Annotated in this window: 21 protein-coding genes; 12 read left to right on the top strand and 9 right to left on the bottom strand. The window is 69.1% G+C overall.

What is annotated here, in order from left to right; all coding sequences use genetic code 11:
- Positions 1-34 precede the first annotated feature (34 nt).
- Complete coding sequence (locus AAG895_RS13475) at positions 35-2,356, top strand: MMPL family transporter (protein WP_345792515.1); 2,322 nt, start codon at positions 35-37, stop codon at positions 2,354-2,356.
- On the opposite strand, the gene proB is transcribed toward AAG895_RS13475, so the two are convergent.
- From proB to AAG895_RS13450, 5 genes are all read right to left on the bottom strand, one after another.
- Complete coding sequence (gene proB, locus AAG895_RS13470) at positions 2,353-3,468, bottom strand: glutamate 5-kinase (protein WP_345792514.1); 1,116 nt, start codon at positions 3,466-3,468, stop codon at positions 2,353-2,355. The two genes, AAG895_RS13475 and proB, sit on opposite strands and share 4 nt — an antisense overlap.
- A gap of 142 nt (positions 3,469-3,610) precedes the next feature.
- A complete protein-coding gene (gene cgtA, locus AAG895_RS13465; RefSeq protein ID WP_345792513.1) occupies positions 3,611-4,813 on the bottom strand; it encodes an Obg family GTPase CgtA in 1,203 nt (400 codons plus the stop codon).
- Between the two features lie 106 nt (positions 4,814-4,919).
- Complete coding sequence (gene rpmA, locus AAG895_RS13460; RefSeq protein ID WP_281049158.1) at positions 4,920-5,183, bottom strand: 50S ribosomal protein L27; 264 nt, start codon at positions 5,181-5,183, stop codon at positions 4,920-4,922.
- Between the two features lie 19 nt (positions 5,184-5,202).
- On the bottom strand, positions 5,203-5,514 hold the full coding sequence (rplU, locus tag AAG895_RS13455) for a 50S ribosomal protein L21 (RefSeq protein ID WP_004322886.1): 312 nt from the start codon (positions 5,512-5,514) through the stop codon (positions 5,203-5,205).
- Between the two features lie 157 nt (positions 5,515-5,671).
- Entirely contained in the window at positions 5,672-7,360 is a 1,689-nt protein-coding gene (locus AAG895_RS13450) for a SulP family inorganic anion transporter (RefSeq protein WP_345792512.1), read from the bottom strand.
- 247 nt (positions 7,361-7,607) lie between these two features.
- Between AAG895_RS13450 and AAG895_RS13445 the strand changes: the two genes are divergently transcribed.
- From AAG895_RS13445 to AAG895_RS13405, 9 genes are all read left to right on the top strand, one after another.
- Positions 7,608-8,489: a LysR substrate-binding domain-containing protein gene (locus AAG895_RS13445; RefSeq protein ID WP_345792511.1), complete on the top strand. Its 882-nt coding sequence runs from the start codon at positions 7,608-7,610 to the stop codon at positions 8,487-8,489.
- Positions 8,490-8,680: 191 nt separating this feature from the next.
- Complete coding sequence (locus tag AAG895_RS13440; RefSeq protein ID WP_345792510.1) at positions 8,681-10,192, top strand: FAD-linked oxidase C-terminal domain-containing protein; 1,512 nt, start codon at positions 8,681-8,683, stop codon at positions 10,190-10,192.
- Positions 10,193-10,370: 178 nt separating this feature from the next.
- The gene (gene glcE / locus AAG895_RS13435; protein WP_345792509.1) at positions 10,371-11,441 is read left to right on the top strand and encodes a glycolate oxidase subunit GlcE; all 1,071 of its coding nucleotides are present in this window, start codon (positions 10,371-10,373) and stop codon (positions 11,439-11,441) included.
- Between the two features lie 3 nt (positions 11,442-11,444).
- Positions 11,445-12,689: a glycolate oxidase subunit GlcF gene (gene glcF / locus AAG895_RS13430; RefSeq protein ID WP_345792508.1), complete on the top strand. Its 1,245-nt coding sequence runs from the start codon at positions 11,445-11,447 to the stop codon at positions 12,687-12,689.
- A 141-nt stretch (positions 12,690-12,830) separates the two neighbouring features.
- A complete protein-coding gene (locus tag AAG895_RS13425; protein WP_345792507.1) occupies positions 12,831-13,589 on the top strand; it encodes a protein phosphatase 2C domain-containing protein in 759 nt (252 codons plus the stop codon).
- A 233-nt stretch (positions 13,590-13,822) separates the two neighbouring features.
- A complete protein-coding gene (locus AAG895_RS13420; RefSeq protein ID WP_345792506.1) occupies positions 13,823-14,947 on the top strand; it encodes an NAD(P) transhydrogenase subunit alpha in 1,125 nt (374 codons plus the stop codon).
- A gap of 13 nt (positions 14,948-14,960) precedes the next feature.
- Entirely contained in the window at positions 14,961-15,266 is a 306-nt protein-coding gene (locus AAG895_RS13415; protein WP_002945625.1) for an NAD(P) transhydrogenase subunit alpha, read from the top strand.
- Positions 15,263-16,642 (top strand): NAD(P)(+) transhydrogenase (Re/Si-specific) subunit beta, encoded by a 1,380-nt coding sequence (locus tag AAG895_RS13410; RefSeq protein ID WP_345792505.1) that lies wholly within the window; start codon positions 15,263-15,265, stop codon positions 16,640-16,642. The genes AAG895_RS13415 and AAG895_RS13410 overlap by 4 nt, the downstream gene beginning before the upstream one ends.
- Positions 16,639-17,112, top strand: coding sequence for a hypothetical protein (locus tag AAG895_RS13405; protein ID WP_345792504.1), 474 nt, complete (start codon positions 16,639-16,641; stop codon positions 17,110-17,112). The genes AAG895_RS13410 and AAG895_RS13405 overlap by 4 nt, the downstream gene beginning before the upstream one ends.
- On the opposite strand, the gene AAG895_RS13400 is transcribed toward AAG895_RS13405, so the two are convergent.
- The 4 genes from AAG895_RS13400 to AAG895_RS13385 all read right to left on the bottom strand — a co-directional run bounded on the left by AAG895_RS13400 (position 17,106) and on the right by AAG895_RS13385 (position 21,997).
- Positions 17,106-18,446, bottom strand: a complete 1,341-nt coding sequence (locus AAG895_RS13400) for an EAL domain-containing protein (RefSeq protein ID WP_345792503.1) — start codon at positions 18,444-18,446, stop codon at positions 17,106-17,108. The genes AAG895_RS13405 and AAG895_RS13400 overlap by 7 nt on opposite strands.
- A gap of 101 nt (positions 18,447-18,547) precedes the next feature.
- Positions 18,548-20,074, bottom strand: coding sequence for a DEAD/DEAH box helicase (locus AAG895_RS13395; RefSeq protein WP_345792502.1), 1,527 nt, complete (start codon positions 20,072-20,074; stop codon positions 18,548-18,550).
- A gap of 131 nt (positions 20,075-20,205) precedes the next feature.
- The gene (gene rlmM, locus AAG895_RS13390) at positions 20,206-21,300 is read right to left on the bottom strand and encodes a 23S rRNA (cytidine(2498)-2'-O)-methyltransferase RlmM (protein WP_345792501.1); all 1,095 of its coding nucleotides are present in this window, start codon (positions 21,298-21,300) and stop codon (positions 20,206-20,208) included.
- Between the two features lie 322 nt (positions 21,301-21,622).
- Positions 21,623-21,997, bottom strand: coding sequence for a hypothetical protein (locus tag AAG895_RS13385; protein WP_345792500.1), 375 nt, complete (start codon positions 21,995-21,997; stop codon positions 21,623-21,625).
- A gap of 276 nt (positions 21,998-22,273) precedes the next feature.
- Here AAG895_RS13385 and AAG895_RS13380 point away from each other — a divergent pair, with 276 nt between their 5' ends.
- Together AAG895_RS13380 and AAG895_RS13375 are read left to right on the top strand one after the other, a co-directional pair.
- Positions 22,274-23,482 (top strand): extracellular solute-binding protein, encoded by a 1,209-nt coding sequence (locus AAG895_RS13380; RefSeq protein ID WP_345795295.1) that lies wholly within the window; start codon positions 22,274-22,276, stop codon positions 23,480-23,482.
- A 137-nt stretch (positions 23,483-23,619) separates the two neighbouring features.
- Positions 23,620-24,549, top strand: coding sequence for a polyprenyl synthetase family protein (locus AAG895_RS13375; RefSeq protein ID WP_345795294.1), 930 nt, complete (start codon positions 23,620-23,622; stop codon positions 24,547-24,549).
- Positions 24,550-24,577: the final 28 nt, after the last annotated feature.

The following is a 24,577-nucleotide window of genomic DNA, read 5'->3' as shown; positions in this document are numbered from 1 at the left end:
CGTACGCGCGCGCTGGCCCATGGGCGGTGATGCGATGCTGAAAGACGGGCTGAACGCCCTGCTGCTGCGTCTGATGCAGCCGCGCCTGATGCGCTGGCGCCAGGCGCTGGCGATCATCGTCGTGGTGCAGGTGATCGGCGCCGCGTTGGTGCTGCTGCGGCTGGACCTCAACAACGCGCCCGAGCTTTACTTCCCCAAGGATGCGCCGGCGACGGTGCTCGAGCGCGAGCTGCGCACCGAATTTCCCAATGACGAGATTTTGATCGGCCTGTTTGCGGGCGACGGGCTCTACAGCGCTGCTACGCTCGCGGCGCTTGACCGCGTGAGCGCGCATATGGAGCGCCATCCGGACGTCGACCGGGTGTTTGCGCTGACCCGCGTCGATCATATTTCCGGCACCGCCGATGGTTTCGTGGTCGAGCCGCTGATCGATGCGGAGTCGCTGGGCGAGGGCAGCAAGGTCGGAGCCGAGGGCGAGGCCGAGCGCGTCGCTCGCGTGCTAGGCGACCGCTTCATGCCGGGCTGGCTGGCGTCCACCGACGGCAAGGCGGTGGCGCTGGTCGTGCGCACCCACAAGCTCGCCGAGAGCCGCCAGCGTCAGTCAATCGAAACGGCGTTCGAGGACGCGGTGGAGGCCGAGCAGCTGAGCGCGCAGCTGGTCGCCGTCGCTGGCACGGTGGCGCTCGATGCTGCAGAGCTGCGCTCGATGCTGCGTGACACCTTGGTGTTCACCCCGCTCGTGATGGGGCTGGGGCTGGTGTTGCTGTATTGGGTGGTGGGCCGGCTGGTGCCGGTGGTGCTCGGTGCGGTGGCGATGAGTACCGCGGTGGTAGCCTGCGTGGGGCTGATCGCAGCCATCGGCCAACCTTACACATTGGTGACGGCGATGGTGCCCACCTTGCTGTCCGCCTACACCGTGTCGAACCTGTTGCACTTGTATGCGGCACTCAAGCGTACGCGTGACGCGGGTTTCCGGCGCCCCAAACGGGTCGTGTTCGCGCTGCAGATGGTGCATACACCGGCGCTCTTCAATGTGCTGACCACCGCGGCAGGCATGATCAGCCTGGTGCTGGTGCCGATTCCGCCGATCCAGGTTTTTGGCCTGGTCGCGGCGGTTGGTGTGGTGGTGATCTACTTTGTCGTGTTCTATCTGGTGCCGCCCTTCCTGGTGAAGTTCGACCGCGGGCCATGGCCGAGCCAGGAAGGCGGTTTTGCCTGGACGCGGCGCCTGTCCTGCGGGTTGGCCAATTTCGCGATCCGGCGCGCGGGCTGGGTGGTGGGGACGGTGGTGGTGGTGGTCGTGGCGACTGCGCCCTTGTTGCTGAAGGTGCAGGCCGAGTCGGATCTGCTCAAGTTCTTCAATGCCGATCATCCGCTGACGCAATCCACTGCGAAGGTGGAGGCCGCGCTGGTGGGGGTGACGGCGCTCGAGATCGTGGTCGACGGCCCGGGGCGGGATGCCTTCAAGGACGCCGCGCGCCTGCAACGCATCAAGGCCCTGCAGACGCAAGTCGAGGCGCTGCCCGAGGTCGATCGAACGCTGTCGATGATGGATATCGTCGAGGAGATGAACTGGGCCTTCAACGAGGAGGACGACGCCTTTCGCACGCTTCCTGACGATGACCGCCTGCTGAGCCAGTTGCTGCTGATCTACGACGGGCGCGACCTGCAGGAACTGGTCAATGGCGAGTTCCAGCGCATGCGCATCCTGCTCAATGTGAACGTGCATGGCGCCAACGCGATCCAGGCTGTGATCGACAAGATCGACGCCTTGGTCGCAGAGGTCGACGACCCCGGGCTCACCTGGCAGACAGCGGGCTACGGGCGCCTGTTCGCCGATCAGGAAGATCTGCTTGTCGTCGGCCAGTTGCACAGCTTCCTGGGGGCGTTCGGGCAGATCTTCCTGATCATGTTCCTGCTTTGGCGCTCCTTCCCGTCGGCTGTGATCAGCATGCTGCCGAACCTGGCGCCGCTGTTCTTCGTGTTCGCCCTGATGGGGGCAGCGGGGATCTACCTCGACATGGCAACAGTGCTGATCGCGGGCGTGGTGCTCGGCATCACCGTCGACGACACCATCCATATCTTCCACAACTACCAGGAGCGCCGGAAGAAGGGCTACGGCGCGGTATTCGCGGTGGCGCGCAGCTTCGAGGCCTCTGGGCGCGCGGTACTGGCCACCTCCTTGCTGCTGGTGTCGCAGTTCCTGCTGCTGGCGACTTCAAGCTTCGTGCCGACCGCGCACTTCGGGGTGCTCACGGCCGTGGGGCTGCTTGCCGGTCAGCTGATGGAGCTGATCCTGCTGCCGGCGCTGCTGGTGCTGTGGAGCCGGGTGGAAGCGCGCTTCAGCAGGGATTAACGCCCGACCATGTTGTTGCGGTGGATGAGTTCTGGCTCGTCGATGTACCCAAGTAGCTTCTCGATATCCGCTGTCGGCTTGCGTGCGATCCGCCGACACTCCGAAGCCGAGTAATTCACCAGCCCGCGCGCCACTTCCTCCCCGGTCAGGCTTCTGCATGCCACTGCCGCGCCACGCTTGAACTCGCCGCGCACCTCGATCACCCCCACCGGCAGCAGGCTGCGGCCGCTGCGTAGTGCGGCGACCGCGCCGTCGTCGATGATCAGATCCCCGGCGAGCTGCAGGTGGTCGGCGATCCACTGCTTTCTCGCCTGCAGCGGCGTGCTGCTGGCGTAGAGCAGCGTCCCGAGCGCCTCGCCCGCCGCCAGGCGCAAAATCGGATCGGCCTCCCGTCCGCTGGCAATGCAGGTGTGCGCCCCGCTGCGCGCGGCACGCTGGGCTGCACGGATCTTGGTGACCATGCCGCCCTTGCTGATCGCGCTGCCCGAGCCGCCGGCCATGGTTTCGTACTGGCGGTCCTCGGCGCGGCCTTCGGCAATCAGCGTAGCGGCCGGATCCTTGCGCGGGTCGGCGGTGTACAGCCCCTGCTGGTCGGTGAGGATGATCAGCGCCTCGGCCTCGATCAGGTTGGCGACCAGCGCGCCCAGCGTGTCGTTGTCGCCGAACTTGATCTCGTCGGTGACCACGGTGTCGTTCTCGTTGATGATCGGCACCACGCCGATCTGCAGAAGGGTGGTGAGCGTGCTGCGGGCGTTGAGGTAGCGGGTGCGGTCGGACAGATCCTCGTGGGTGAGCAGGATCTGCGCCGTCTGCAGGCCGTGGCGCGAGAAGGCCTTTTCGTAGGCTTCGACCAGGCCCATCTGGCCCACCGCGGCGGCCGCCTGCAGCTTGTTCATCTCGTGCGGGCGCCTGGCCCAGCCCAGGCGCTGCATGCCGGCGGCGATGGCGCCGGAGGATACCAGGGCCACCTCGCGGCCTTCGGCGCGCAGCGCGGCGATCTGGCGCGCCCAGGCGTCGAGCGCGTCCTTGTCCAGGCCGGCGCCGTTGTTGGTGACGAGGGCGGAGCCGACCTTGACGACGAGGCGGCGGGCGTTACGGATCTTGGTTCTCATCTTTGCAGGGGGCCTGGGGGCAAAGGCGATGGCGGTTGAGTGGCTTGCGGGGCGGCGCTTGCGTGGGAGCGGGCGCTGTGGGAGCGGGCTTGCCCGCGAATGCTGCCTTGTTCGCGGGCAAGCCCGCTCCCACGGCGCTGAATCAGCTTTTGCTCGGGCGGTCTTCCGGGAGGGCGTCTTCGTCGTCGCTGTCGTCGTCTGTGCCTTCGGCTTCGTCCTCGGCGTAGGCCTCTTCCTCGTACGCCGCCTCCGCGGCGGCGCGCGCGGCCTCGGCGGCGGCCAGGCGGGCGGCTTCGGCGGCGAGGCGTTCGGCGCGCTCGGCCTCGATGCGGGCGCGCTCGGCGTCGAGCAGGTCCTGGATCGCGAAGATCAGCGCCTGCGTGCCTTCGCCTTTCATGGCGGAGATCTCGAAGTGGCGCTCGACCGGGCCGTAGGCGTCGAGGAAGGCCTCGACGCGCTCGGTGCGCTCTTCCTCGGGGATGAGGTCGAGCTTGTTCAGCACCAGCCAGCGCGGCTTGTTGTAGAGCGCCTCGTCGTACTTGCGCAGCTCCTCGGCGATCGCCCTGGCGTCGGCGACCGGATCGGCCTCGGGGTCGAAGGGGGCGAGGTCGACCAGGTGCAGCAGCAGGTGGGTGCGCTGCAGGTGGCGCAGGAACTGGTGGCCGAGGCCGGCACCTTCGGCCGCGCCTTCGATCAGGCCAGGGATGTCGGCGATCACGAAGCTGCGCGACTCGCTGGTGCGCACCACGCCGAGGTTGGGTGCGAGCGTGGTGAAGGGGTAGTCGGCGACCTTGGGCTTGGCGGCGGAGACGCTGCGGATGAAGGTGGACTTGCCGGCGTTGGGCAGGCCGAGCAGGCCGACGTCGGCCAGCACCTTCAGTTCCAGGTGCAGGTTGCGGTACTCGCCTTCCTGGCCCATGGTCTTCTTGCGTGGCGCGCGGTTGGTGCTGGACTTGAAGTGGATGTTGCCCAGGCCGCCGCGGCCGCCGCGGGCGATGAGCACGCGCTTGCCGTCCTCGTCGAGGTCGGCGATGAGCTCGCCGCTCTCGTAGTCCTTGATCACCGTGCCCACCGGGAAGCGCAGCGTGATGTCGTCGCCGCCCTTGCCGTAGCAGTCGCGGCTGCCGCCGTTCTCGCCGCGTTCGGCGCGGAAGCTGCGCGTGTAGCGGTAGTCGATCAGGGTGTTGAGGTTGCGGTCGGCCACGGCATACACGCTGCCGCCGCGCCCGCCGTCGCCGCCGCTCGGGCCGCCCTTGGGGATGAACTTCTCGCGGCGGAAGGTGGCTGCGCCGTTGCCGCCGTCGCCGGCGTACACCTCGATGCGGGCTTCGTCAAAAAACTTCATGCCTGATCAACCTCTTAGCAGAACACGCAGCAGTGCGCGCCCCGGAAACAAAAAAGCCCTACCACGCGGATAGGGCTTTTGTACTGCAACGCGAGCGAACGCGCGATCAGGCCGCTTCCGGCACGATGATCACGGTGCGACGACGCGACGGGCCCTTGACCGCGAACTGCACGGTGCCGTTGGTCAGCGCGAACAGGGTGTGGTCCTTGCCGATGCCGACGTTGTCGCCCGGGTGGTACTCGGTGCCGCGCTGGCGAACGATGATGTTGCCGGCGAGCACGAACTGGCCACCGTAGCGCTTGACGCCGAGGCGTTTCGATTCCGAGTCGCGGCCGTTACGCGAACTACCGCCAGCTTTTTTGTGTGCCATGTCGGATTACCCCCTGACCTTAGGCCGAGATCGCTTCGATGCGAAGCTCGGTGTAGTTCTGACGATGCCCCTGGTGCTTCTGGTAGTGCTTGCGGCGGCGCATCTTGAAAATCTTGATCTTGTCGTGACGGCCGTGGGAAACCACGGTCGCCTTGACGGAAGCTCCGGCCACAACGGGCGTGCCGATCTTGACGGCGTCGCCTTCACCGACCATGAAGACCTGGTCGATGGTGATTTCGGAACCCACGTCGGCCGGTATCTGTTCTACCTTGATCTTTTCGCCAGCGGCAACGCGATACTGCTTGCCACCGGTTTTTATCACCGCGTACATGGTGTTACTCCAGTTGATGGGTCTGCAAAGAATCGCGCACTATAAGAGGGTGTCGGGGAAAAGTCAATGAAAACAAGCATGGGCGGAGCGCGTGGCACCTCGTGGATGAGTGTAAAGAAATCCGACACCTATCCGGAGGCCGCCTGAAACGGGCCGATCAGCCCTTTGCCAGCGCTGCCAGCAGGGCATCCAGCGCCTGGTGCTCGGTCCGGTAGCTCGCCTGCGCCTTCACTCGCGCCCACACGCCGTCGCGCTCCATGGCGTCGATCACCTGTTTCTTGAGCCCGCAGAAGGCGATCGACTGGCCCTGGGCATTGAAGCGCTCGATGAGTCCGGCCAGGGTATGCAGTCCGGTGGCGTCGATGTCGTTGATGCCCGCGCCCGACACCAGCACGATCTTCACGCCCTCCTGCGCACGCGCGGCGTCGAGCATGGCGTCCTCGAAGGTGGCGGCGGTGACGAAGCTGAGCGGGCTGTCGAAGCGCAGGATCACGAGCTGCGGGTGTGGATGCGGCAGGCCGAAGCGCTCGCGGTCGCGGTAGGTGCCGTCCTCGTGCAGGCCGAGCAGCGCCGCGCGCGGACGCATGCCGCGATACACCATCAGCGCCAGCGACAGGATGAGGCCGGTGAAGATGCCGTTCTGGATGTTGGGCGCGAAGGCCAGCGTGGCGAGGAAGGTGACCGCCGCGCCGGCGCCGTCGTCGCGGCTCGCGCGCCAGGCGCGCACCAGCACCTTGAAGTCCATGAGGCCAGCCACCGCCTGCAGGATGATCGCCGCCAGCACCGGCTTGGGCAGGTGCCACAGCAGCGGCGTGAGGTAGAGCAGGGCGAGCAGCACGAAGGCGGCGGTGACGATGGACGACAGGCCGGTGCGTGCGTCGCTCGCGTAATTGAGCGCCGAGCGCGAGAACGAGGCGCTGACCGGCATGCCGCTGGTGAAGGCGGCGGCGATCTTGGCGAGGCCCTGGCCGATCAGCTCCTGGTCCTGCCGCCAGGGTTCGCGCGTGCGGCCGGAGATGAGCTTGGCGCTGGAGGCCGCCTCCATGAAGCTGACCATCGCGACGACGAAGGCGGCCGGCAGCAGCGCGGCGATCAGCTCCAGGCGCAGCGGCGGCAGGCCGAGTTCCGGCAACCCGCCCGGCACGTCGCCCACCACCGCGCCGCCGCCGGCGGCGAAGCCCGTCCACGCCGAAATCGCGGTGGCCGCTGCGACCACCAGCGGTACGCCGGGCAGGCGCGGCCACAGGCGCTTGAGTGCCACCAGGGCCGCCAGGCTGCCGAGACCGAAACCCACCGCGGCCGGGTGAAGGTCGGCTACCCCGCCGAGCGCCTGGGCGAAGTCGAGCATCAGGTGCTGGGAGTGAGGCATGGTCAGCCCGAGCAGGGGCGGGATCTGGGTCAGGCAGATGATCAGCGCCGCCGCATTCACGAAGCCCATCAGCACCGGCACCGAAAGCAGGTTGAGCAGCCAGCCCAGGCGCAGCACGCCGAGTGCGAGCTGGATGAGTCCGGACAGGAGTGCGAGCAACAAGGCAAGTCCGATGACGTCGCCGCCGGCGAGGCCGCCGAGCGGCGCGATGCTGGCGGCGACCAGCAGGCTGGTGAGCGCCACCGGCCCGGTAGACAGCTGGCTGCAGGAGCCGAACAGCGCCGCCACCACCGCCGGCACCAGCGCGGCGTAAAGCCCGACGTGCGGCGGCAGGCCGGCGAGCTTGGCGTAGGCCAGCGCCTGCGGAATCATCACCAGCGCCACGGTGATGCCGGCAGCGATGTCGCCGCGCACGCCGGCGACGCGCCATTGCGCCGGCCATGACAGGAAGGGGAACACGCGCTGGAGGGTCGACATTGGAGGTGGCCGCCGTGTGCCATGCGTCGGCAATGCGCCCGGAGCCTTGGATGTGATTCGAAGGGCCCCATGTTAACGATTAAACGTGCATGCCTCCATGGACGGAGATGGGCCACCGCGGCGATCACCCGCAGCCAGGGGCGCTGCGCGAGCGGGCCCGCCGGTTCCTGCGGTCACCCCGGATGGGGCGCGGGGGCTGGCGCGCGCATAATGCGGCGACCCCCAGATGGCCCGGAGTGCAGTCCCGATGGCGACCAGCCGCATCCCCCCGATCCAGTGCCTGCAGACCTTCGAGGCGGTCGCGCGTCTGCGCAGCGCCAGCCGGGCGGCAGAGGAGCTGTGCGTCACAGTGAGCGCCGTCAGCCATCGCCTGCGTCAGCTCGAGTCCCATCTCGGTATCCGGCTGTTCTGTCGCGGCGACTTCACCCTCACCGCCGAGGGCGCCACCTACCTGCAGCAGGTGTGCACCGCGCTCGCCGCGCTGCAGAACGTGCCCGGCGAGCGCGCCGCGGCCAGCGCGCCGCGGCTGCGGGTGGCGATCACGCCCTCGTTCTGCCGGCAGTTCGTGATGCCCAAGCTCGAGCTGTTCCGGCGCAGCTACCCCGACATCGAGCTCACCCTGCAGGTGTCGATCCCGCTGCGCGACGTCACCGCCGAGGAGGCCGACCTCGAGATCCGCTACGGCCTGGGCGGCTACACCGACCTCGAGCACCGGCTGATCCTGCGCGACGTGGCAACGCCGGCCTGCAGCCCGGGCTTTCTCGACGAGTTCGGCCCCTTCGACGGCTTCGCGGGCGAGGCCGAGCTCACCGCGGCGCAACTCATCCGCAGCCCGCTCGAGCCCTGGGCGAACTGGTTCGCGCACTGCGGGCGCAGCCTCGCCGAGCCGGCGCGCGGCGCGCAGTTCAACGATCTCGGCCTGGTGTACGACGCCGCGGCGAGCGGCTTCGGGGTCGCGCTGGTGCGGCACAAGCTCGGCGCCGCCTGGTTCGACAGCGGGCGCCTGCTGTCGCTGTCGGACCGTCCCATGGTGTCGCCCTATGGTCATTACATCTGCTGGGCACCCGGTGCGCTCGAGCGCTGGGAGTGCGCCGCCTTCGTCGACTGGTTGCAGGGCGTGCTGCCCTGAGCGACCGCCGCCGCGGCGGGCGCCATGGGCCGACGGGACCGGTGAGATGTCTCGCGGCGGCCCTGCGCGCTGTGAAAGTTCTTCAAGGCCACCGCAAAAATGCGTCAACCTCCGCCCGGTGCGGGGCCCCTATACTCTTCCGGCACGGCGGGCGAGGGCGTCCGTGGCGGTCCCTTGGTGAGGACACGAAGATGAATGCTGAAGTCGAGGCGTTGCCATTCGGCGAGACCGAGCGCGACTTTTCCGCGATCGACAAGGTGCGTGTGGTCGAGGCGCTCAGCCGCGTGCTGCCCGCCGGCACGCTGATGTACGAGACCGAGGACCTGCGCCCCTACGAGTGCGACGGCCTCGCCGCCTACCGCGCGCTGCCGCTGGTGGTGGCGCTGCCGACCACCGAGGCGCAGGTGGTGGACGTGTTGCGCATCTGCCACGAGCTTGGCGTGCCGGTGGTGGCGCGCGGCGCGGGCACCGGGCTGTCGGGCGGCGCGCTGCCGCACACGCGCGGCGTGCTGCTGTCGCTGGCGCGCTTCAACCGCATACTCGAGCTCGACCCGCTCGCGCGCACCGCGGTCGTCCAGCCGGGCGTGCGCAACCTCGCGATCTCCGAGGCTGCCGCGCCGCATGGTCTTTATTACGCGCCCGACCCGTCCTCGCAGATCGCGTGCTCGATCGGCGGCAACGTGGCCGAGAACGCCGGTGGCGTGCATTGCCTCAAGTATGGGCTGACCGTGCACAACCTGCTGCGCGTGCGCGGGGTGACCATCGAGGGCGAGATCGTCGAGATCGGCTCCGGCGCGCTCGACTCGCCGGGCTACGACCTGCTGGCGCTGGTCACCGGCTCCGAGGGCATGCTGGTGGTGGTGACCGAGGTCACCGTCAAGCTGGTGCCCAAGCCGCAGCTTGCGCAGTGCGTGCTCGCCGCCTTCGACGACGTGGTCCGCGCTGGCGACGCGGTGGCGCGGATCATCGCCGCCGGCATCATCCCCGCCGGCCTCGAGATGATGGACCAGCCCGCCACCGCCGCGGTCGAGGAGTTCGTGCGCGCCGGCTACCCGCTCGACGCCAAGGCCATCCTGCTGTGCGAGGCCGACGGCACGCCGGAGGAGGTGGCCGAGGAGATCGCGCGCGTGCGCGCGGTGCTCGAGGACAGCGGCGCCACCGAGATCCGCGTGTCGCGCGACGAGGCCGAGCGGCTCAGGTTCTGGGCCGGGCGCAAGGCCGCCTTCCCGGCCGCGGGGCGACTCTCGCCCGACTACTACTGCATGGACGGCACCATCCCGCGCAAACGCCTCGGCGAGATGCTGACCGCGATCCAGGCCATGGAAGCCACGTACGGTCTGCGCTGCATGAACGTCTTCCATGCCGGCGACGGCAACCTGCATCCCTTGATCCTGTTCGACGCCAACCAGCCCGACGAGCTCGAGCGCGCCGAGGCGTTCGGCGCCGAGATCCTCGAGCTGTCGGTTGCGCTCGGCGGCACCATCACCGGCGAGCACGGCGTCGGGCTGGAAAAGATCAACCAGATGTGCGCGCAGTTCACCACGGCCGAGGTGCGCCAGTTCTTCCGCGTCAAGGCGGCCTTCGACCCCCCCGGGCTGCTCAACCCCGGCAAGGCGATTCCCACCCTCAACCGCTGCGCCGAGTACGGGCGCATGAAGGTGAGCAAGGGCCACGTGCCCTACCCGGACATTCCGCGCTTCTGAACCGAAGCGATGAGATTCCCGTGGGAGCGGGCTTGCTTCTGAACCGAAGGGGAGAGATTCCCGTGGGAGCGGGCTTGCCCGCGAATGATCCCCGCAAGTCGGCCCCCTTTCGCGGGCAAGCCCGCTCCCACAGGGCTTCACGCGAAAGGGATCTCCGAACGAAAGCAGGACGAGACAGATGACGATGATCGAGAAGGAGTGGGCCGAGCGCGTGCGCGCGGCGGCCGCGGCGAAGACGCCGCTGTGCCTGCGTGGCGGCGGGACCAAGGATTTTCATGGTCGCGCACCGGCGGGCGAGGTGTTCGACCTGTGCGCCAACAGCGGCGTGGTGGCCCATGAGCCGACCGAGCTGGTGGTGACGGTGCGCGGCGGCACGCCGCTCGCCGAACTCGAGGCCGTGCTCGCCGACAAGGGCCAGTACCTGGCTTTCGAGCCGCCGCACTTCGGCTCCGGTGCCACCGTCGCCGGCTGCGTGGCCGCAGGCCTGTCCGGGCCGCGGCGGGCGAGCATGGGCGCGGTGCGCGACTTCATGCTCGGCGTGAAGCTGCTCGACGGTCGCGGCGATGTCCTGAAGTTCGGTGGCCAGGTCATGAAGAACGTCGCCGGCTACGATGTCTCGCGCCTGGTGGCGGGCAGCCTGGGCACGCTCGGGATCATGCTCGAGGTGTCGCTCAAGGTGCTGCCGCGCCCGGTTGCCGAGGCCACGCTGCGCTTCGAACTGGATGAGGCGACTGCGCTGCGGCGCCTGAACGAGTGGGGCGGCCAGCCGCTGCCGGTGTCCGCAAGCCTGTGGACCGAGGGCGTGCTCCACGTGCGCCTGTCGGGTGCCGAGGCCGCGGTCGGGGCAGCAACCGAAAGGCTCGGGGGCGAGCGCCTCGACGGGGCGGAGGCCAGTGCGCTGTGGGCCGCCGTGCGCGAGCAGACCGCGGCGCCGTTTGCCTGCGGCGCCGACGAGGTGCTGTGGCGGGTGGCGCTGCCGAGCACGGCGCCCGCGCTCGCGCTGGGCGGCCGCCAGGTGGTGGAGTGGGGCGGCGCGCTGCGCTGGGTGGTCGCGCCGGCGGGCGACGGACACGTGCGCGCCCGCGCCGCCGAGCTCGGCGGGCACGCTTGCGCCTTTCGTGGCGGCGACCGCGGCGGCGACGTGTTCCAGCCGCTGTCGGCGCCGTTGGCGACCATCCACCGCCGGCTCAAGCAGGCTTTCGATCCGGCGGGCATCTTCAATCCCGGCCGCCTCTACGCGGAGTTCTGACCCATGCAGACCCAGCTCGCCGATTTCATCCGCGACACGCCCGAAGGCCGCGAGGCCGAGGAGATCCTGCGCAAGTGCGTGCATTGCGGCTTCTGCACCGCCACCTGTCCGACCTACCAGCTGCTCGGCGACGAGCTCGACGGGCCGCGCGGGCGCATCTACCTGATCAAGCAGGTGCTCGAGGGGGCCGAGCCGACGGAGAAGACCCGTTTGCATCTGGACCGCTGCCTCACCTGCCGCTCCTGCGAGTCGACCTGCCCGTCCGGCGTGCACTACAGCCGGCTGCTCGACATCGGCCGCCATGTGGTCGACGAGCGGGTGCCGCGCCACGGCAGCGACGCGCTGACCCGGCGCGTGCTGCGCGAGTTCGTGCCGCGGCCGACGCTGTTCGGCGCGGCGATGAAGGCCGGGCAGGCGGTGCGCGGGCTGTTGCCGAAGGCGCTGAAGGCCAAGGTGCCCGAGGCGCGTCCGGCCGGCGCGTGGCCGACCGCACGCCATGCGCGCCGGGTGATCGCGCTCGCGGGTTGCGTGCAGCCGGCGATGGCGCCGTCGATCAACGCCGCCGCGGCGCGGGTGCTCGACGCGATCGGCATCTCCATGGTGGAGGCGGCGGGCGCGGGCTGCTGCGGCGCCGTGCGCTTCCACCTCAACGACCAGGACGGCGGGCGCGACGATGCGCGGCGCAACATCGACGCCTGGTGGCCGGCGATCGCCGCGGGCGAGGTCGAGGCCATCGTGATGACCGCGTCGGGTTGCGGGGTGCAGGTCAAGGACTACGGCCACATGCTCAAGGACGACCCCGACTACGCCGACAAGGCACGCCGGGTGGCGGAGCTGACACGCGACATCGGCGAGGTGGTGGCCGCGGAAGCCGACGCGCTCGCGGCAGCGCTCGCCGCGCGCGCGCAGCCGGCGCAGAAGCTGGCCTGGCATGCACCCTGCACCCTGCAGCATGGTCAGCGCATCCGCGGTACCGTGGAGAAACTGCTCGCCGCAGCCGGCTACGCGCTCACGCCGGTGCGCGACAGCCACCTGTGCTGTGGTTCGGCCGGCACCTACTCCATCCTGCAGCCCGAGCTCTCCGAACGCCTGCGCGGCAACAAGCTCGACTGCCTGCTCGAGGGCGGGGCGGGGATGATCGCGTCGGCCAACATCGGCTGCATCACCCATCTCCAGGCCGGTACCGGGACGCCGGTGCGGCACTGGATCGAGCTCATCGACGCCCGCCTCGCCGGCCAGCCGGCGTGAGCGGGATCGCGCGCGGGGCGTGAGATAAGTCACATCCCGCGCGCTTTGCCGCGCGGGGCGTGGATTTCCGCCGCGCGGCGCCGACGGCTGCTTGATATCATCGCCGCACTCTTCCTGCCGCACGGCTCCTCATCGCAATCCATGTCCTTCACCGCCGAAACCTGTGTCGCCATGCATCTGGGCGATCGCAAGGAACAACAGGATCGCGTGGCGCTGTTCGGGCATCCGACCCGGCCCGGGATGATGATGGCGGTGCTTGCCGATGGCATGGGCGGGCACAGTGGCGGCGCGATGGCGGCCGAGCAGGTGCTGATCCGCGCACGCCAGAATTTCGAGACCTACGCGCCCCTGCACGAGACGCCCGAGCATCTGCTCGGGAGCGTGATCGGCGAGGCGCACACGGTCATCAAGCTCACCCGCTTCACCAGCGAGCAGGATCCGCACAGCACCGCGGTGGCGTTCCTGCTCCAGCAGGGCAGGGCCTACTGGGCGCACTGCGGCGATTCGCGCCTGTATCACTTCCGCGGCACGCGCACCGTTGCGCGCACCGGCGATCATTCCCTGGTCGGCGAACTGCAGCGCAAGGGCCGCCTGGACGAGAACGGCGCGTTGCATCATCCGCAGCGCAACGTGCTGCTGTCCTGCCTCGGCAGCGAACGCGAGCCGCGCATCGACTACGGCCGCGAGGAGGCGCCGCTCGCCGGCGACTGCTTCCTGCTGTGCTCCGACGGCCTGTGGGCCTACTTCAGCGACTTCGAGCTCGCCACCACGCTGCAGGAGCTCGCGCCACGCGCGGCAGCGCAGCGTCTCATCGCCCTCGGTCGCGAGCGCGCGAGCGGCAGCGGCGACAACATCTCGCTCGCGATCATCAAGCTGGTTCCGATCCCCGCGCGCACCTGAGCGGGCGTGCCCGCGACGCGCACGATCGTCGCAGCGGAGCCCCCCTCGCCGTCGCCAGGCCACGCCTGCACCGAAGCGGTGCATGCTTGCACGGGCACCGATTGACGGTAATATCCCCGGTGTGTCGGCTCTGAGCGCTTCGAGCGCGGGGCAGGGAGAGAGAAAACCATTCATTGGTGCTGCCGACGCGCCTTCAACTTTCGTTTTTTTTATCCCTAGGAAGGAGTGCGTCCATGCCTCTGGTCATCGGAGTGCTTTTGGAGACGCATCCTGGCGAGCGACGGCTGTCCGTCGTGCCGGATGTAGTCAAGAAATATCAGGGCCTTGGGGCCCAGATCGTCATGCAGAAGGGGGCGGGCAAGGCCGCGCACTTCGCTGACGAGGACTTTGCCGAAGTCCGCTTCGTCGATACCGCGGAGGACGTGGCTGCGGCCGCCGACGTGGTGTTCTGCGTGCAGGCGCCGGCGGCGTCGACGGTCGCGGCGATGAAGCCGGGCAGCGTGCTGTGCGGCATGCTGCAGCCATGGGCGAGCGCCGAGCGCGCGAAGCAGCTCGTCGATGCCCAGGTCACCGCGTTCGCCCTCGAGCTGCTGCCGCGCATCTCGCGTGCCCAGAGCATGGACATCCTGTCCAGCCAGGGCGCGGTCGCCGGCTACGAGTGCGCGCTGATCGCAGCCGATCACTCGCCGAAGTTCTTCCCCATGCTCACCTATGCCGCCGGTTCCATCCGCCCGGCCAAGGTGCTGGTGATCGGCGCCGGCGTGGCCGGCCTGCAGGCGATCGCGACCGCGCGCCGCATCGGCGCCATGGTCGAAGCCTACGACGTGCGCCCCGAGACGCGCGAGCAGATCGAGTCGCTCGGCGCCAAGTTCGTCGACACCGGTGTGTCCGCGGCGGGCAGCGGCGGCTATGCGCGCGAGCTCACCGAGGAAGAGAAGGCGAAGCAGGCCGAGCGCCTGGCCAAGGCGGTGGCGCAGTGCGACGCGCTGATCACCACCGCGGCCATCCCGGGCCGGCCGGCGCCCAAGATCATCACCGCCGACATGGTCGCGCGCATGAAGCGCGGCGCCGTGGTCGTCGACATGGCGGCCGAGACCGGCGGCAACGTCGAGGGCACGGTCGCGGGCGAGAAGGTATGGATCAACGATGTGCTCGTGATCGGTCCCACCAACATCCCCAGCCGCATGCCGGTGCATGCGTCCGAGATGATCGCCAAGAACCTGTTCAATTTCATCTCGCCCTTCATCAAGGACGGCGCGCTCGCGCTCGACTGGGAGGACGAGGTCATGTCCGGCAGCTGCCTGACCCACGCGGGCGAAGTTCGCCACGCGGGCGTCAAGCAGGCGCTCGGACTGTAAGGAGGATTCCGTCATGGATGGCTTTACCGCGCTGTACATCTTCGCGCTGGCCGCGTTCACCGGGTACGAGGTGATCTCGCGTGTGCCGGTGATTCTTCACACCCCGCTGATGTCGGGTTCGAACTTCGTGCACGGCGTCGTGCTGATCGGCGCCATGGTGGCGCTCGGCCACGCCGATCCCGAGGATCCGGTGCAACTGGTGATCGGCTTCTTCGCCGTCTTCCTGGGTGCGGCCAACGCGGCCGGTGGCTACATCGTCACCGAACGCATGCTCGGCATGTTCAAGGCCGGTGGCCGCAAGGAAGGGGGTGCAAAATGACGTCCAACTGGTTCGTGAGCATGGCGTACTTCATCGTCGCCATCGTCTTCATCCTCGGCCTCAAGGCGATGTCCTCGCCGGTGACGGCGAAGAAGGGCATCGTCTGGGCCGGCTTCGCCATGGTCGGCGCCACGGTGGTGACCTTCTTCATCCCCGACCTGCACAACGTCGGCCTGATGATCCTCGCCATCGTGCTCGGCGGCGGCGTGGCCTGGTACAGCGGCAAGATCGTCAAGATGACCGACATGCCGCAGATGGTCGCCATCTACAACGGCATGGGCGGCGGCGCGGCGGCCGGGATCGCGGCGATCGAGCTGGTGCGCGGCGTGCCGCATGACGCGGTCACCTCGACGCTGCTTGCGCTGGGCGCGATCATCGGCGCGGTGGCGTTCTCGGGTTCGTGCGTGGCATTTGCCAAGCTGCAGGGCCTGATGAACAAGGCGATCCGCCTGCCGCAGCAGAACAACGTGAACTTCTTCCTGAGTCTGCTGACCTTCGGCGTGGGCCTCACCGTGGCCTACTCGGACGCGCCCGGCGGCTTCGAGATCTTCGTGTTCTTCCTGCTCGCGCTCGCGCTCGGCGTCGTCCTGGTGATGCCGATCGGCGGTGCCGACATGCCGGTGGTGATCTCGCTGCTGAACGCCTTCACCGGCCTTGCGGTGGGCTTCAAGGGTTTCGTGATCGGCAACCCGGCGCTCATCGTCGCCGGTATCGTGGTCGGCGCCTCGGGCATGCTGCTCACCCAGCTCATGGCCAAGGCGATGAACCGCCCGATCAAGAACATCATCTTCGCGCCCATCACCGGCGCTGCGGCCGAAGGCGGCGAGGCGGTCGAAGGCACGATGCGCGAGTTGTCGCCGATGGATGCGGCAGCGCTGATGCGCTACGGCCAGAAGGTCATCATCGTGCCCGGCTACGGCATGGCGGTGGCCGGCGCCCAGCACAAGGTGTGGGAGATGGCGCAGCTGCTGGAGGAGGGCGGCGTCGAGGTGGTGTTCGCGATCCATCCGGTCGCGGGTCGCATGCCGGGCCACATGAACGTGCTGCTCGCCGAGGCCGGCGTGCCCTACGACAAGATCTTCGACCTCGACGAGATCAACAACGATTTCGCCCAGGCCGACGTGGCGCTGGTCATCGGCGCCAACGACGTGGTGAACCCGGTCGCGCGCACCGACAAGTCGAGCCCGATCTACGGCATGCCGATCCTCAACGCCGACATGGCGCAGAACGTCATCGTGGTCAAGCGCGGCAAGGGTGCGGGCTACTCGGGCATCGAGAACGCGCTGTTCTACAAGGACAACTGCCGCATGCTCTACGGCAGCGCGCAGGAAGCGATCGGCGAGGTCATCCAGCACGTGAAGGCGATGGAAGCATGATGTTTGCCCCGCTGGCCCCCGGGCTGGCGGGGGATGTGCGTCCGATCCGCAGACCGGGTCGTGACCGCGGGCGCAATGCCGGCGGTCACGACCCGGTCTTTTTGTCGGCTCTGCTCGTGGCTTGCGCGTGCGGCCTCGGTCTGCCGCTCGTCGCGGCGGCGCAGCAGCAGGCTCCCCAGCAGCCGCGCGCGCCGCAACAGGCGCCATCCGCTGGTCAGCGGGCCGGGGGCGGGCAGGGTGCAGCCGCGCCATCGGCGGCTCGGACACCCGACTGGCGCCGCACGGACGCCTATGTCTTCGGTGCGATCGGCGACGTCACGCGGCGGATGCAGTTCGTCGCCCAGGCCATGCAGTTGCGCGACTACTGCGCGGATCGCCGTGTCCCGGACGAATTCGTGCAGGGGCGCCTGCAGCAGTTCGGGCGCATGACCGGCCGCGAGGAGACCTGCACCACCCTGCTCGATTACTGAGCGCGGCCGCGCGGGTAGGTGCCGAATTGGGCGGCCGGCACGGGCTGGCCGAACAGCGGACCCTGCTGCAGGTGGCAGCCGAGCGCACACAGGAAAGCCTGCTGGCCCCTGCTTTCCACGCCGCGCGCATAGACCTTGAGGCCAAGGGGCGCGGCGAGGCAGCTGATCGCCTCGACGATCGCCTCGCTGTCCTCGTCGCGCCCGACGCCGGCTACCAGCGCGGGGTCGAGCTTGAGCGCGGTCACCGGGTAGCGGCGCAGGCGGGGAATGGATGACAGCCCGCGGCCGAAATCGTCGATCGCCAGCCGCAGCCCCTGGGCGGCGAGGCTGTCCAGCGTGGCCGGAAGGCCGGCGCTGTCCACCTCGAGCACGCGCTCGTCCAGATCGAGCTCGAGGCGCTCGGCGGGCAGCCCGCTGTCACGCAGGATCGCGGCGACACGCTCGGCGAAGTCGCCGCGAAGCAGCTGTTCCAGGGCCACATTGACCGTCAGGCGGGGCGCTTCGCCACCCGCCGCCTGTGGCCACTCACGCGCGACGCGACAGGCCGACTGCAGCACCCAGTCGCCGAGTTCGGAGATCAGGTGGCGGTCGTTGACCGCGCCGATGAAGCTGCGGAAGGGCAGCAGGCCGAGCTCGGGATGACGCCAGCGCAACAGGGCCTCGCCCGCGCAGATGCGGCCATCGCGCGCATCGACGAGGGGCTGGAAATGCAGGGTGAGCTCGTCGCCATGGAGCGCGCGGTAGAGGCCGCGTTCGAGGTAGTCGCCGCCGAAGCCGGGCGTGCGTGCCAGGGTCTGGAAGTAGGGTGTCCGCAGCGCGTGGGCGGGGTGCTTGCCGTGTTCGGCGCGGGGCTGCGGATGCTCGCCGGCGTGGGTTTCGTCGGGCGCGATGCGTCCGGCGGCGTTGTCCTCGGTCGCGCCGGTCGGCGCGCTGAGCAGGATGGCATGCATGCCGGGGCGCAAGCGGGGGGCCGAGATGAACGACAGGGTGCGGACCTGGCAGCCCGGAAGGGCGAACTCGAGCTGGCCGCGGCGCTCACCCTCGATGAAAAGGCGCGCCCGCGCAGCGAGGAAATCTTCCTCGCTGGGAAAGAGCTCGGACAGCGGCCGCCCGGCGACCTCGCGGTAATCCCGCCCGAGCAGCTGGCAGGCGGCGCTGTTGGCGTCCAGGATGAGCTCGTCGCCGGTGATGATCAGGCCCTCGTCGAGGAGCTCGAGCAGGGCGAGATAGACCCCGGTTTCCGCGCCCTCGGAGAGGTCGGGGACGAAGGGATCGGCGGGCTGTGCGCCGCCCGGGTCGGGCGGCAGGCCTGGAGGGCGTCCTGCAGTGTTCACGGCTGGGGGCATCGGCGAGCGGTTCGGGCTTTACGGCATGTGGGGCAGGATACTTGAATGCCCGCTGCCGCCGACCCCCGAAAAGGCGTGTTCCTTGGGCCTTATTTACGCCCCAGACCACCCAGCAGCACCGCGATCGGGCGCTGGCCGCGACGCAGCGGGTCGGGCTTGGCAGCCGCGGCGGCGGTGGGCTGGGTGTCGGCGGTGGCGACGACCACAGGGGTTACCGGCTCGTAAGGCTTGCTGAAGTCGAAGCCGTCGGCTGCGATCGTCGACCGCGTACGGCGATTCGCACTGCGTCCGGCATCGCGCGCGGCGCCGCGGCCGGCGTCCCGGCTGGACTCGCGGGCAGCGTCTCGTCCCGCGTCGCGACGGCCCTCGCCACTGCGCTCGCGCCCGCCGCTCCCGGTCGGCACGAGGCTGTCGGCGCTGGCCGCGGGGCGGCGACCGCGGTGTCCGCGCGTGCCGGCCTCGTGGAAATCCGGATCGGGATCGAAGCCGGGCACCAGCTCCTGCGGGATCTGGAACTTGATCAGCTTCTCGATTTCGGCCAGCCAGTGCTTCTCTTCCGAACTCACCAGCGAGATCGCGTAGCCGTGGTGACCGGCGCGGCCGGTGCGGCCGATGCGGTGCACGTAGTCCTCGGCGGTGTGCGGCAGCTCGAAGTTGATGACGAAGGGCAGCTCGTCGATGTCGATGCCGCGCGCGGCAACGTCGGTGGCGACCAGCACGCGCAGCTTGCCGGCCTTGAAGGCCTCGAGCGTCTCGGTGCGCTGCTGCTGGCCCTTGTCGCCGTGGATGGCGTCGGCGGAGATGCCGGCACGCTCCAGGTAATGGGCCAGGCGCCCGCACACCAGCTTGGTGTCGACGAAGACCAGGGCCTGGGTGTCGGGCTTGTGGCGCAGCAGGTGGGCGAGCAGGTTGCGCTTCATGCCCGAGGACACCGGGTGCACCACGTGGGTGATGGTCTCGGACACCATGTTGCGGCGCGCGACCTCGATCAGCTGCGGGTTCTTCAGCATCTGGTCGGCGAGCTTCTTGATCTCGTCCGAGAAGGTGGCCGAGAACAGCAGGCTCTGGCGCTGCTTGGGCAGCAGCGCGAGGATGCGCTTGATGTCGGGGATGAAGCCCATGTCGAGCATGCGGTCGGCCTCGTCCAGCACCAGCACCTCGACCTGGGACAGGTTGATCGACTTCTGCTCGACGTGGTCGAGCAGTCGGCCCGGGGTGGCGATGACCACCTCGATGCCGCGACGCAGCTCCATCTGCTGCGGCTTGATGTCGACGCCGCCATAGACGCACACGGAGCGCAGCGGCAGGTGCTTGCTGTAGGTCTTGACCGACTCGTACACCTGCATCGCCAGTTCGCGCGTCGGCGCGAGGATCAGCGCGCGCGTCTGGTGGCGGGCGGGCGAGGTGCTGGTGTTGGCGTGGCGGGCGATGCGGTGCAGCAGCGGCAGGGTGAAGCCGGCGGTCTTGCCGGTGCCGGTCTGGGCGCCGCCCATGACGTCGTTGCCGGCGATGATCGTGGGGATGGCCTGGCGCTGGATCGGCGTGGGTTCGGTATAGCCGGCGTCGGTGACGGCCTGCAGCAGTTCGGGAATGAGGCCGAGATCGGCAAAGCTCATGGGTGCCTTCGGGTTGGAGGTGGTCGACAGGACGCCACCGGATTACGGAAAACCCGGATTATACACGGCGCAAAAACCTTTCCCCGCCAAGGGCTTCGCCCCCGCTGCGAGGAATGCCGGCCGAGGCGGCGTCAGCGCTTGAGCGTGAGGAAGGCGGTGACTTCCTCGCGGTCGTGGTACAGGTGCTTGATGCGCAGGTCGAAGGGGCCGACGCTGGCGAGCCGCTTGCGGATGAGCTCGCGGCATTGCTCGACCGCCTCGACGCGGCGCTTCATCGGCAGCTTGAGGTTGAAGATGGTGTAGCGGCAGCGCCCGGTGGCGACCCATTCGGCCATCAGCGAGGCGATGCGCGAGGGCTGTTCGACCATGTCGCACACCATCCAGTCCACCGGCCGCGGCGGCCGCCAGGTGAAGCCGTCGGCCTTCAGGTGCTCGACCATCTCGGTGGCCATGACGCTGTCGCGCAGCGGGCCGTTGTCGATCGCGGTGACGCGAAGGCCGCGGTGCACCAGCTGCCAGGTCCACCCGCCCGGCGCGGCGCCCAGGTCCACCGCGCGCTGGCCGGCGCGCACGATGCTGTCGCGCTCGTTGTCCTCGAGCAGGGTCATGAAGGCTTCGGCGAGCTTCGCAGTGGAGCGGCTGGGGGCGTTCGAGGGCATGCGCAGGCGCGGGATGCCCATCGGCCAGGTCGAGCACTGGCCGGGTTGACCGGCGGCGAGCCAGGCGCTGGTCGCGCTCGTGAAGAGGACGTGCAGCACGGGCAGACCGGCGCGGCTGGTGCGCAGGCAGCCGGCTTTCTCGAGCGCCCTGGCGAGCGGCTCGGTGAAGCGCTTGCAGAAGCCCGAGCGCTGCTTGGCCTCGTCGGTGTCGGGGGTCTCCAGCACCACGCCCGAGAAGCGCTGGCCGCTTGCCTTGACCGCGTCGACGATCGGTGTGGCGCGGTCGCGCTCGGGCAGATCGTCGACGCGCGCGAACCACGGCAGCAGCTGGCGCGCGAACACCGGGCGGCGCCAGTCGGTGGCTTCGCCGAAGCTGCCGAGCGGGGTGGGTTCGAAGGTCTCGTAGATGACGTAGCCCGAGTCGGGCTCGGCGCGCACGTAGCCGATCAGCCCGGCCTCCGCGGCGATGTCGTCGAGTTCGGCGGCGAGTTCCTTCTCGAAGCCGGCGCGGCAATAGCCGAGCAGGCCGGCGCAGGCGAGCGCGGCGGCGGGGGTGTGCTGATTCATCGGATGGGGGGCGCAGGCGCTGAAGTATGATTGGGCCGGTGGTCGCGAGCGCGAGGCACAGCGACATGGCAAGGCCCGGATGATAAGCCGCGACGGCGCGACCGGGGGAGTTTCCATCGCCTCGGGGCCGCCGCTCGCGGAGACCTGCGGCGAGATCGAGCGCACCGTGGGCAACTGGCTCGCGCGTCAGGCGCGCGAGAAGCTCGTGATCGCCACCAAGGTGGCGGGCCGGGCGCATCAACGAAGTCGCCAGCTTCGGTGTGCGTTATGCCAAGCCCGGCGTCAGCCAGGCCGGCGCCCTGAGTCACCGACGGCGGCGGGCTCACTTCGGCGGCGCGGCCGCCCCGTGCGACTCCGGTCCCTTCGCATGCTCGCCGGGCTTCCCTGGCTCGGGCGTGAGGCGGGAAGGCACGACGTCGAGCTTGTGCTCCATCATGTAGTCGTTCATGTCGCGCCAGCCGGCGAACACCGAGGCCTTCTCGGCGCCGGCGTTGAGCGTGTAGCAGTCTTCGAGCGAGCGCCCGGCATGGCGGCAGGCGCCGCCGATGGCGCGTCCTTCGGCCTCGAGCCGGGCGGCCTCGCGCGCGGGGTTCGGCAGCTCGAGCAGATCCATGACCTGCTCGCAGCCGGTAGCCAGAGGCGCGAGGGCGAGGAGCAGGGCGGCGGTGCGCAGGGAGGACGGATTCGAGCGGCGCATGGCGAACCTGTGGTGGAGAGACTTGACTCGTATAACGGCAGCGTTGCGGCAATCCTGAGGCGGAATCTCGGCCGCCGCCGTCGCGCGCTGCCCAAGTCTGCGCGGCCGTGGCTGCGGCGGCGGATGTTACATCGCGGACCTGCGCGCGCGGGGCGTGGCGCACTATAATTCGCGCGGCCTGCGGACCGCCGGTCCGGGTCATCCGTCGCGTGTGACAAGTTCATGAATAGAAAGTGTTTCAAGGGTTTTGTGGCCGTTGCGTTCACCGCAGCGGCAATGGTGTCGCCATGGGCGCTCGCCCAGGCTGCGGCACAGCAGCAGATCGAGCTCTTCCATCGCCTGCCCGAGAGCAAGGCGGCGGCGCTCAAGGACCTCGTCGAGCGCTTCAACGCGCAGTCGAAGGATGTGCGGGTCGTGCTGTCCTCGGCGGACTGGCGCACGGCGGCGCCGCACATGCTGATCCTCGAGGGCGACGACGAGGACGATTTCGTCGCCGGCAAGCCGCGCTTCAAGCCCTTGCATGCGCTCATGAAGGAGAGCGGCACGCCGCTGCAGACGCTGCGTCCGCCGGCGATGATGACGCGCACCCCGGTCGACGCCAAGGGCAACCTGCTGGCGCTGCCGGTCGGTCTGTCGACGCCGGTGCTCTTCCTCAACCGCGAAGCGCTGCGTCGCGCGGGCGTGAATCCCGAGACCACGCGCATCGACACCTGGTTCGATCTCCAGGAGACGCTCGGTCGCCTTGCCGACACCGGCCACACCTGCCCTTACACGGTCTCCGAGCCGGGCCGCGTGATGGTCGAGAATCTCAGCGCCTGGCACAACGCGCCGGTCGCCAGGCAGGAGGGCAAGGCGACGGTGCCGAGCTTCAACGGCATGTTCCAGGTCAAGCACGTGGCGATGATGGCGAGCTGGACGCGCGCGCGCTATCTGCACGTCTTCCCGCAGCAGACCGAGGCCGAGCAGCGCTTCGCCAGCGGAGAGTGCGCGGTGATCGCGGCCCCTTCGGCGAGCTGGACCGACTTCCGTCGCACCGGCAAGGTCGATGTCGCGGTGTCGCGGCTGCCGTACTACGATGACTTCCCCGGTGCGCCGCAGAACACCGTGGCCGACGGTCCCGCGCTGTGGACGGCCGCGGGCAAGAAGCCGGTCGAATACAAGGCGGTCGCGCGTTTCGTCGGTTTCTGGCTGCAGCCCGACAACCAGGTCGCTTGGCAGCGCGAGACCGGCTATCTGCCGCTCAACCGCGCAGGCCTGCTGGCCTCGCGCAGCGAGCTGCTCGGCCAGGATCTCGAGAACGTCCGGGTCGCGGTCGATCAGCTGAGCAACAAGCCCGCCACGGCGCAGTCCTCGGCACAGCCGGTGGTCGAGCGGCAGAAGGTGCGCCGCATTCTCGACGAGGAGCTCGCCGGCGTGTGGGCGGACGAGAAGGCTGCAAAGGAAGCGCTCGACAACGCCGTCATGCGTGCCCAGACCGGGAAATGATCGGCGCGCGTCACCGCGCGGACCGGCGCCCGCGCGCGGCTTGACGCCGCGCGCGGGCGCCGCCTAACATCGCCGCTTTTGTCGCGAGCGTGTCCGTCTTGTCCGTCAAGCAGCTCTTTGCGCCGATCGCCGCCGACATGCAGGCGGTGGATGCGGTCATCCGCAGTCGCCTGCACTCGGACGTGGACCTGATTCGCCGGGTCGCCGAATACATCGTCCAGAGTGGCGGCAAGCGTCTGCGCCCGGCGCTGGTGCTGTTTACCGCCGGGGCGATGGGCTATCGCGGCACGCACCATCACGAGCTCGCCGCCGTGGTCGAGTTCATCCACACCGCCACCCTGCTGCACGACGACGTGGTCGACGAATCCGACCTGCGTCGCGGCAACAAGACCGCCAACGCGATGTACGGCAACGCGAGCGCAGTCTTCGTCGGCGACTTCCTCTATTCGCGCGCCTTCCAGATGATGGTGGGCGTCGACAGCATGCGCGTCATGCAGGTCCTCGCCGATGCGACCAACGTCATCGCCGAGGGCGAGGTGCTGCAGCTGCTCAACTGCCATAACGCAGACGTGGTCATCGACGACTACCTGCGCGTGATTCGCTACAAGACCGCGAAGCTGTTCGAGGCCGCCGCGCGCCTGGGCGGCATCGTGGGTGGTGCGGATGCCGCGCTCGAGGCCCGTCTGGCCGCCTTCGGCATGCACCTGGGCACTGCCTTCCAGCTCATCGACGACGTGCTCGACTACTCCGCCGACGAGGCCGACACCGGCAAGCATCTGGGCGACGACCTCGCCGAGGGCAAACCGACGCTGCCCCTGATCCACGTCATGCAGCACGGCACGGCCGAGCAGGCGGCCTTGGTCCGGGCCGCGATCGAGAATGGCGGTCGCGAGGATTTCGCCGCCGTGCTCGCGGCGATCCAGCACACCGGCGCGCTCGAGGAGACGCGCCGCTACGCGCAAGCCGAGGCGGCACTCGCCATCGACGCGATTTCCGTGCTGCCCCCTTCCAATTTCAAGGAAGCGTTGCTACAATTATCGGACTTTGCAGTTCGGCGAAAACACTGATATAGTTTCTGGCTTCGCAGAGCAGCAA

It is taken from the genome of Thauera sp. JM12B12 (assembly GCF_039614725.1).
GTDB lineage: Bacteria > Pseudomonadota > Gammaproteobacteria > Burkholderiales > Rhodocyclaceae > Thauera.
Note: the sequence above shows the minus strand (reverse complement) of the source record. Positions and strands in the feature narration are given on the sequence as shown.

Excerpts from the sequence above, each read along its gene's own strand:
- proB (WP_345792514.1), bottom strand. The coding sequence starts at position 3,468 with ATGAGAACCAAGATCCGTAACGCCCGCCGCCTCGTCGTCAAGGTCGGC.
- cgtA (WP_345792513.1), bottom strand. The coding sequence starts at position 4,813 with ATGAAGTTTTTTGACGAAGCCCGCATCGAGGTGTACGCCGGCGACGGC.
- AAG895_RS13375 (WP_345795294.1), top strand. The coding sequence starts at position 23,620 with ATGCAGGCGGTGGATGCGGTCATCCGCAGTCGCCTGCACTCGGACGTG.
- AAG895_RS13410 (WP_345792505.1), top strand. The coding sequence starts at position 15,263 with ATGACGTCCAACTGGTTCGTGAGCATGGCGTACTTCATCGTCGCCATC.
- glcF (WP_345792508.1), top strand. The coding sequence starts at position 11,445 with ATGCAGACCCAGCTCGCCGATTTCATCCGCGACACGCCCGAAGGCCGC.
- rplU (WP_004322886.1), bottom strand. The coding sequence starts at position 5,514 with ATGTACGCGGTGATAAAAACCGGTGGCAAGCAGTATCGCGTTGCCGCT.
- AAG895_RS13475 (WP_345792515.1), top strand. The coding sequence starts at position 35 with ATGCTGAAAGACGGGCTGAACGCCCTGCTGCTGCGTCTGATGCAGCCG.
- AAG895_RS13440 (WP_345792510.1), top strand. The coding sequence starts at position 8,681 with ATGAATGCTGAAGTCGAGGCGTTGCCATTCGGCGAGACCGAGCGCGAC.
- AAG895_RS13450 (WP_345792512.1), bottom strand. The coding sequence starts at position 7,360 with ATGTCGACCCTCCAGCGCGTGTTCCCCTTCCTGTCATGGCCGGCGCAA.
- AAG895_RS13405 (WP_345792504.1), top strand. The coding sequence starts at position 16,639 with ATGATGTTTGCCCCGCTGGCCCCCGGGCTGGCGGGGGATGTGCGTCCG.
- AAG895_RS13395 (WP_345792502.1), bottom strand. The coding sequence starts at position 20,074 with ATGAGCTTTGCCGATCTCGGCCTCATTCCCGAACTGCTGCAGGCCGTC.
- rlmM (WP_345792501.1), bottom strand. The coding sequence starts at position 21,300 with ATGAATCAGCACACCCCCGCCGCCGCGCTCGCCTGCGCCGGCCTGCTC.
- AAG895_RS13380 (WP_345795295.1), top strand. The coding sequence starts at position 22,274 with ATGGTGTCGCCATGGGCGCTCGCCCAGGCTGCGGCACAGCAGCAGATC.
- glcE (WP_345792509.1), top strand. The coding sequence starts at position 10,371 with ATGACGATGATCGAGAAGGAGTGGGCCGAGCGCGTGCGCGCGGCGGCC.
- rpmA (WP_281049158.1), bottom strand. The coding sequence starts at position 5,183 with ATGGCACACAAAAAAGCTGGCGGTAGTTCGCGTAACGGCCGCGACTCG.
- AAG895_RS13415 (WP_002945625.1), top strand. The coding sequence starts at position 14,961 with ATGGATGGCTTTACCGCGCTGTACATCTTCGCGCTGGCCGCGTTCACC.
- AAG895_RS13425 (WP_345792507.1), top strand. The coding sequence starts at position 12,831 with ATGTCCTTCACCGCCGAAACCTGTGTCGCCATGCATCTGGGCGATCGC.
- AAG895_RS13385 (WP_345792500.1), bottom strand. The coding sequence starts at position 21,997 with ATGCGCCGCTCGAATCCGTCCTCCCTGCGCACCGCCGCCCTGCTCCTC.
- AAG895_RS13445 (WP_345792511.1), top strand. The coding sequence starts at position 7,608 with ATGGCGACCAGCCGCATCCCCCCGATCCAGTGCCTGCAGACCTTCGAG.
- AAG895_RS13420 (WP_345792506.1), top strand. The coding sequence starts at position 13,823 with ATGCCTCTGGTCATCGGAGTGCTTTTGGAGACGCATCCTGGCGAGCGA.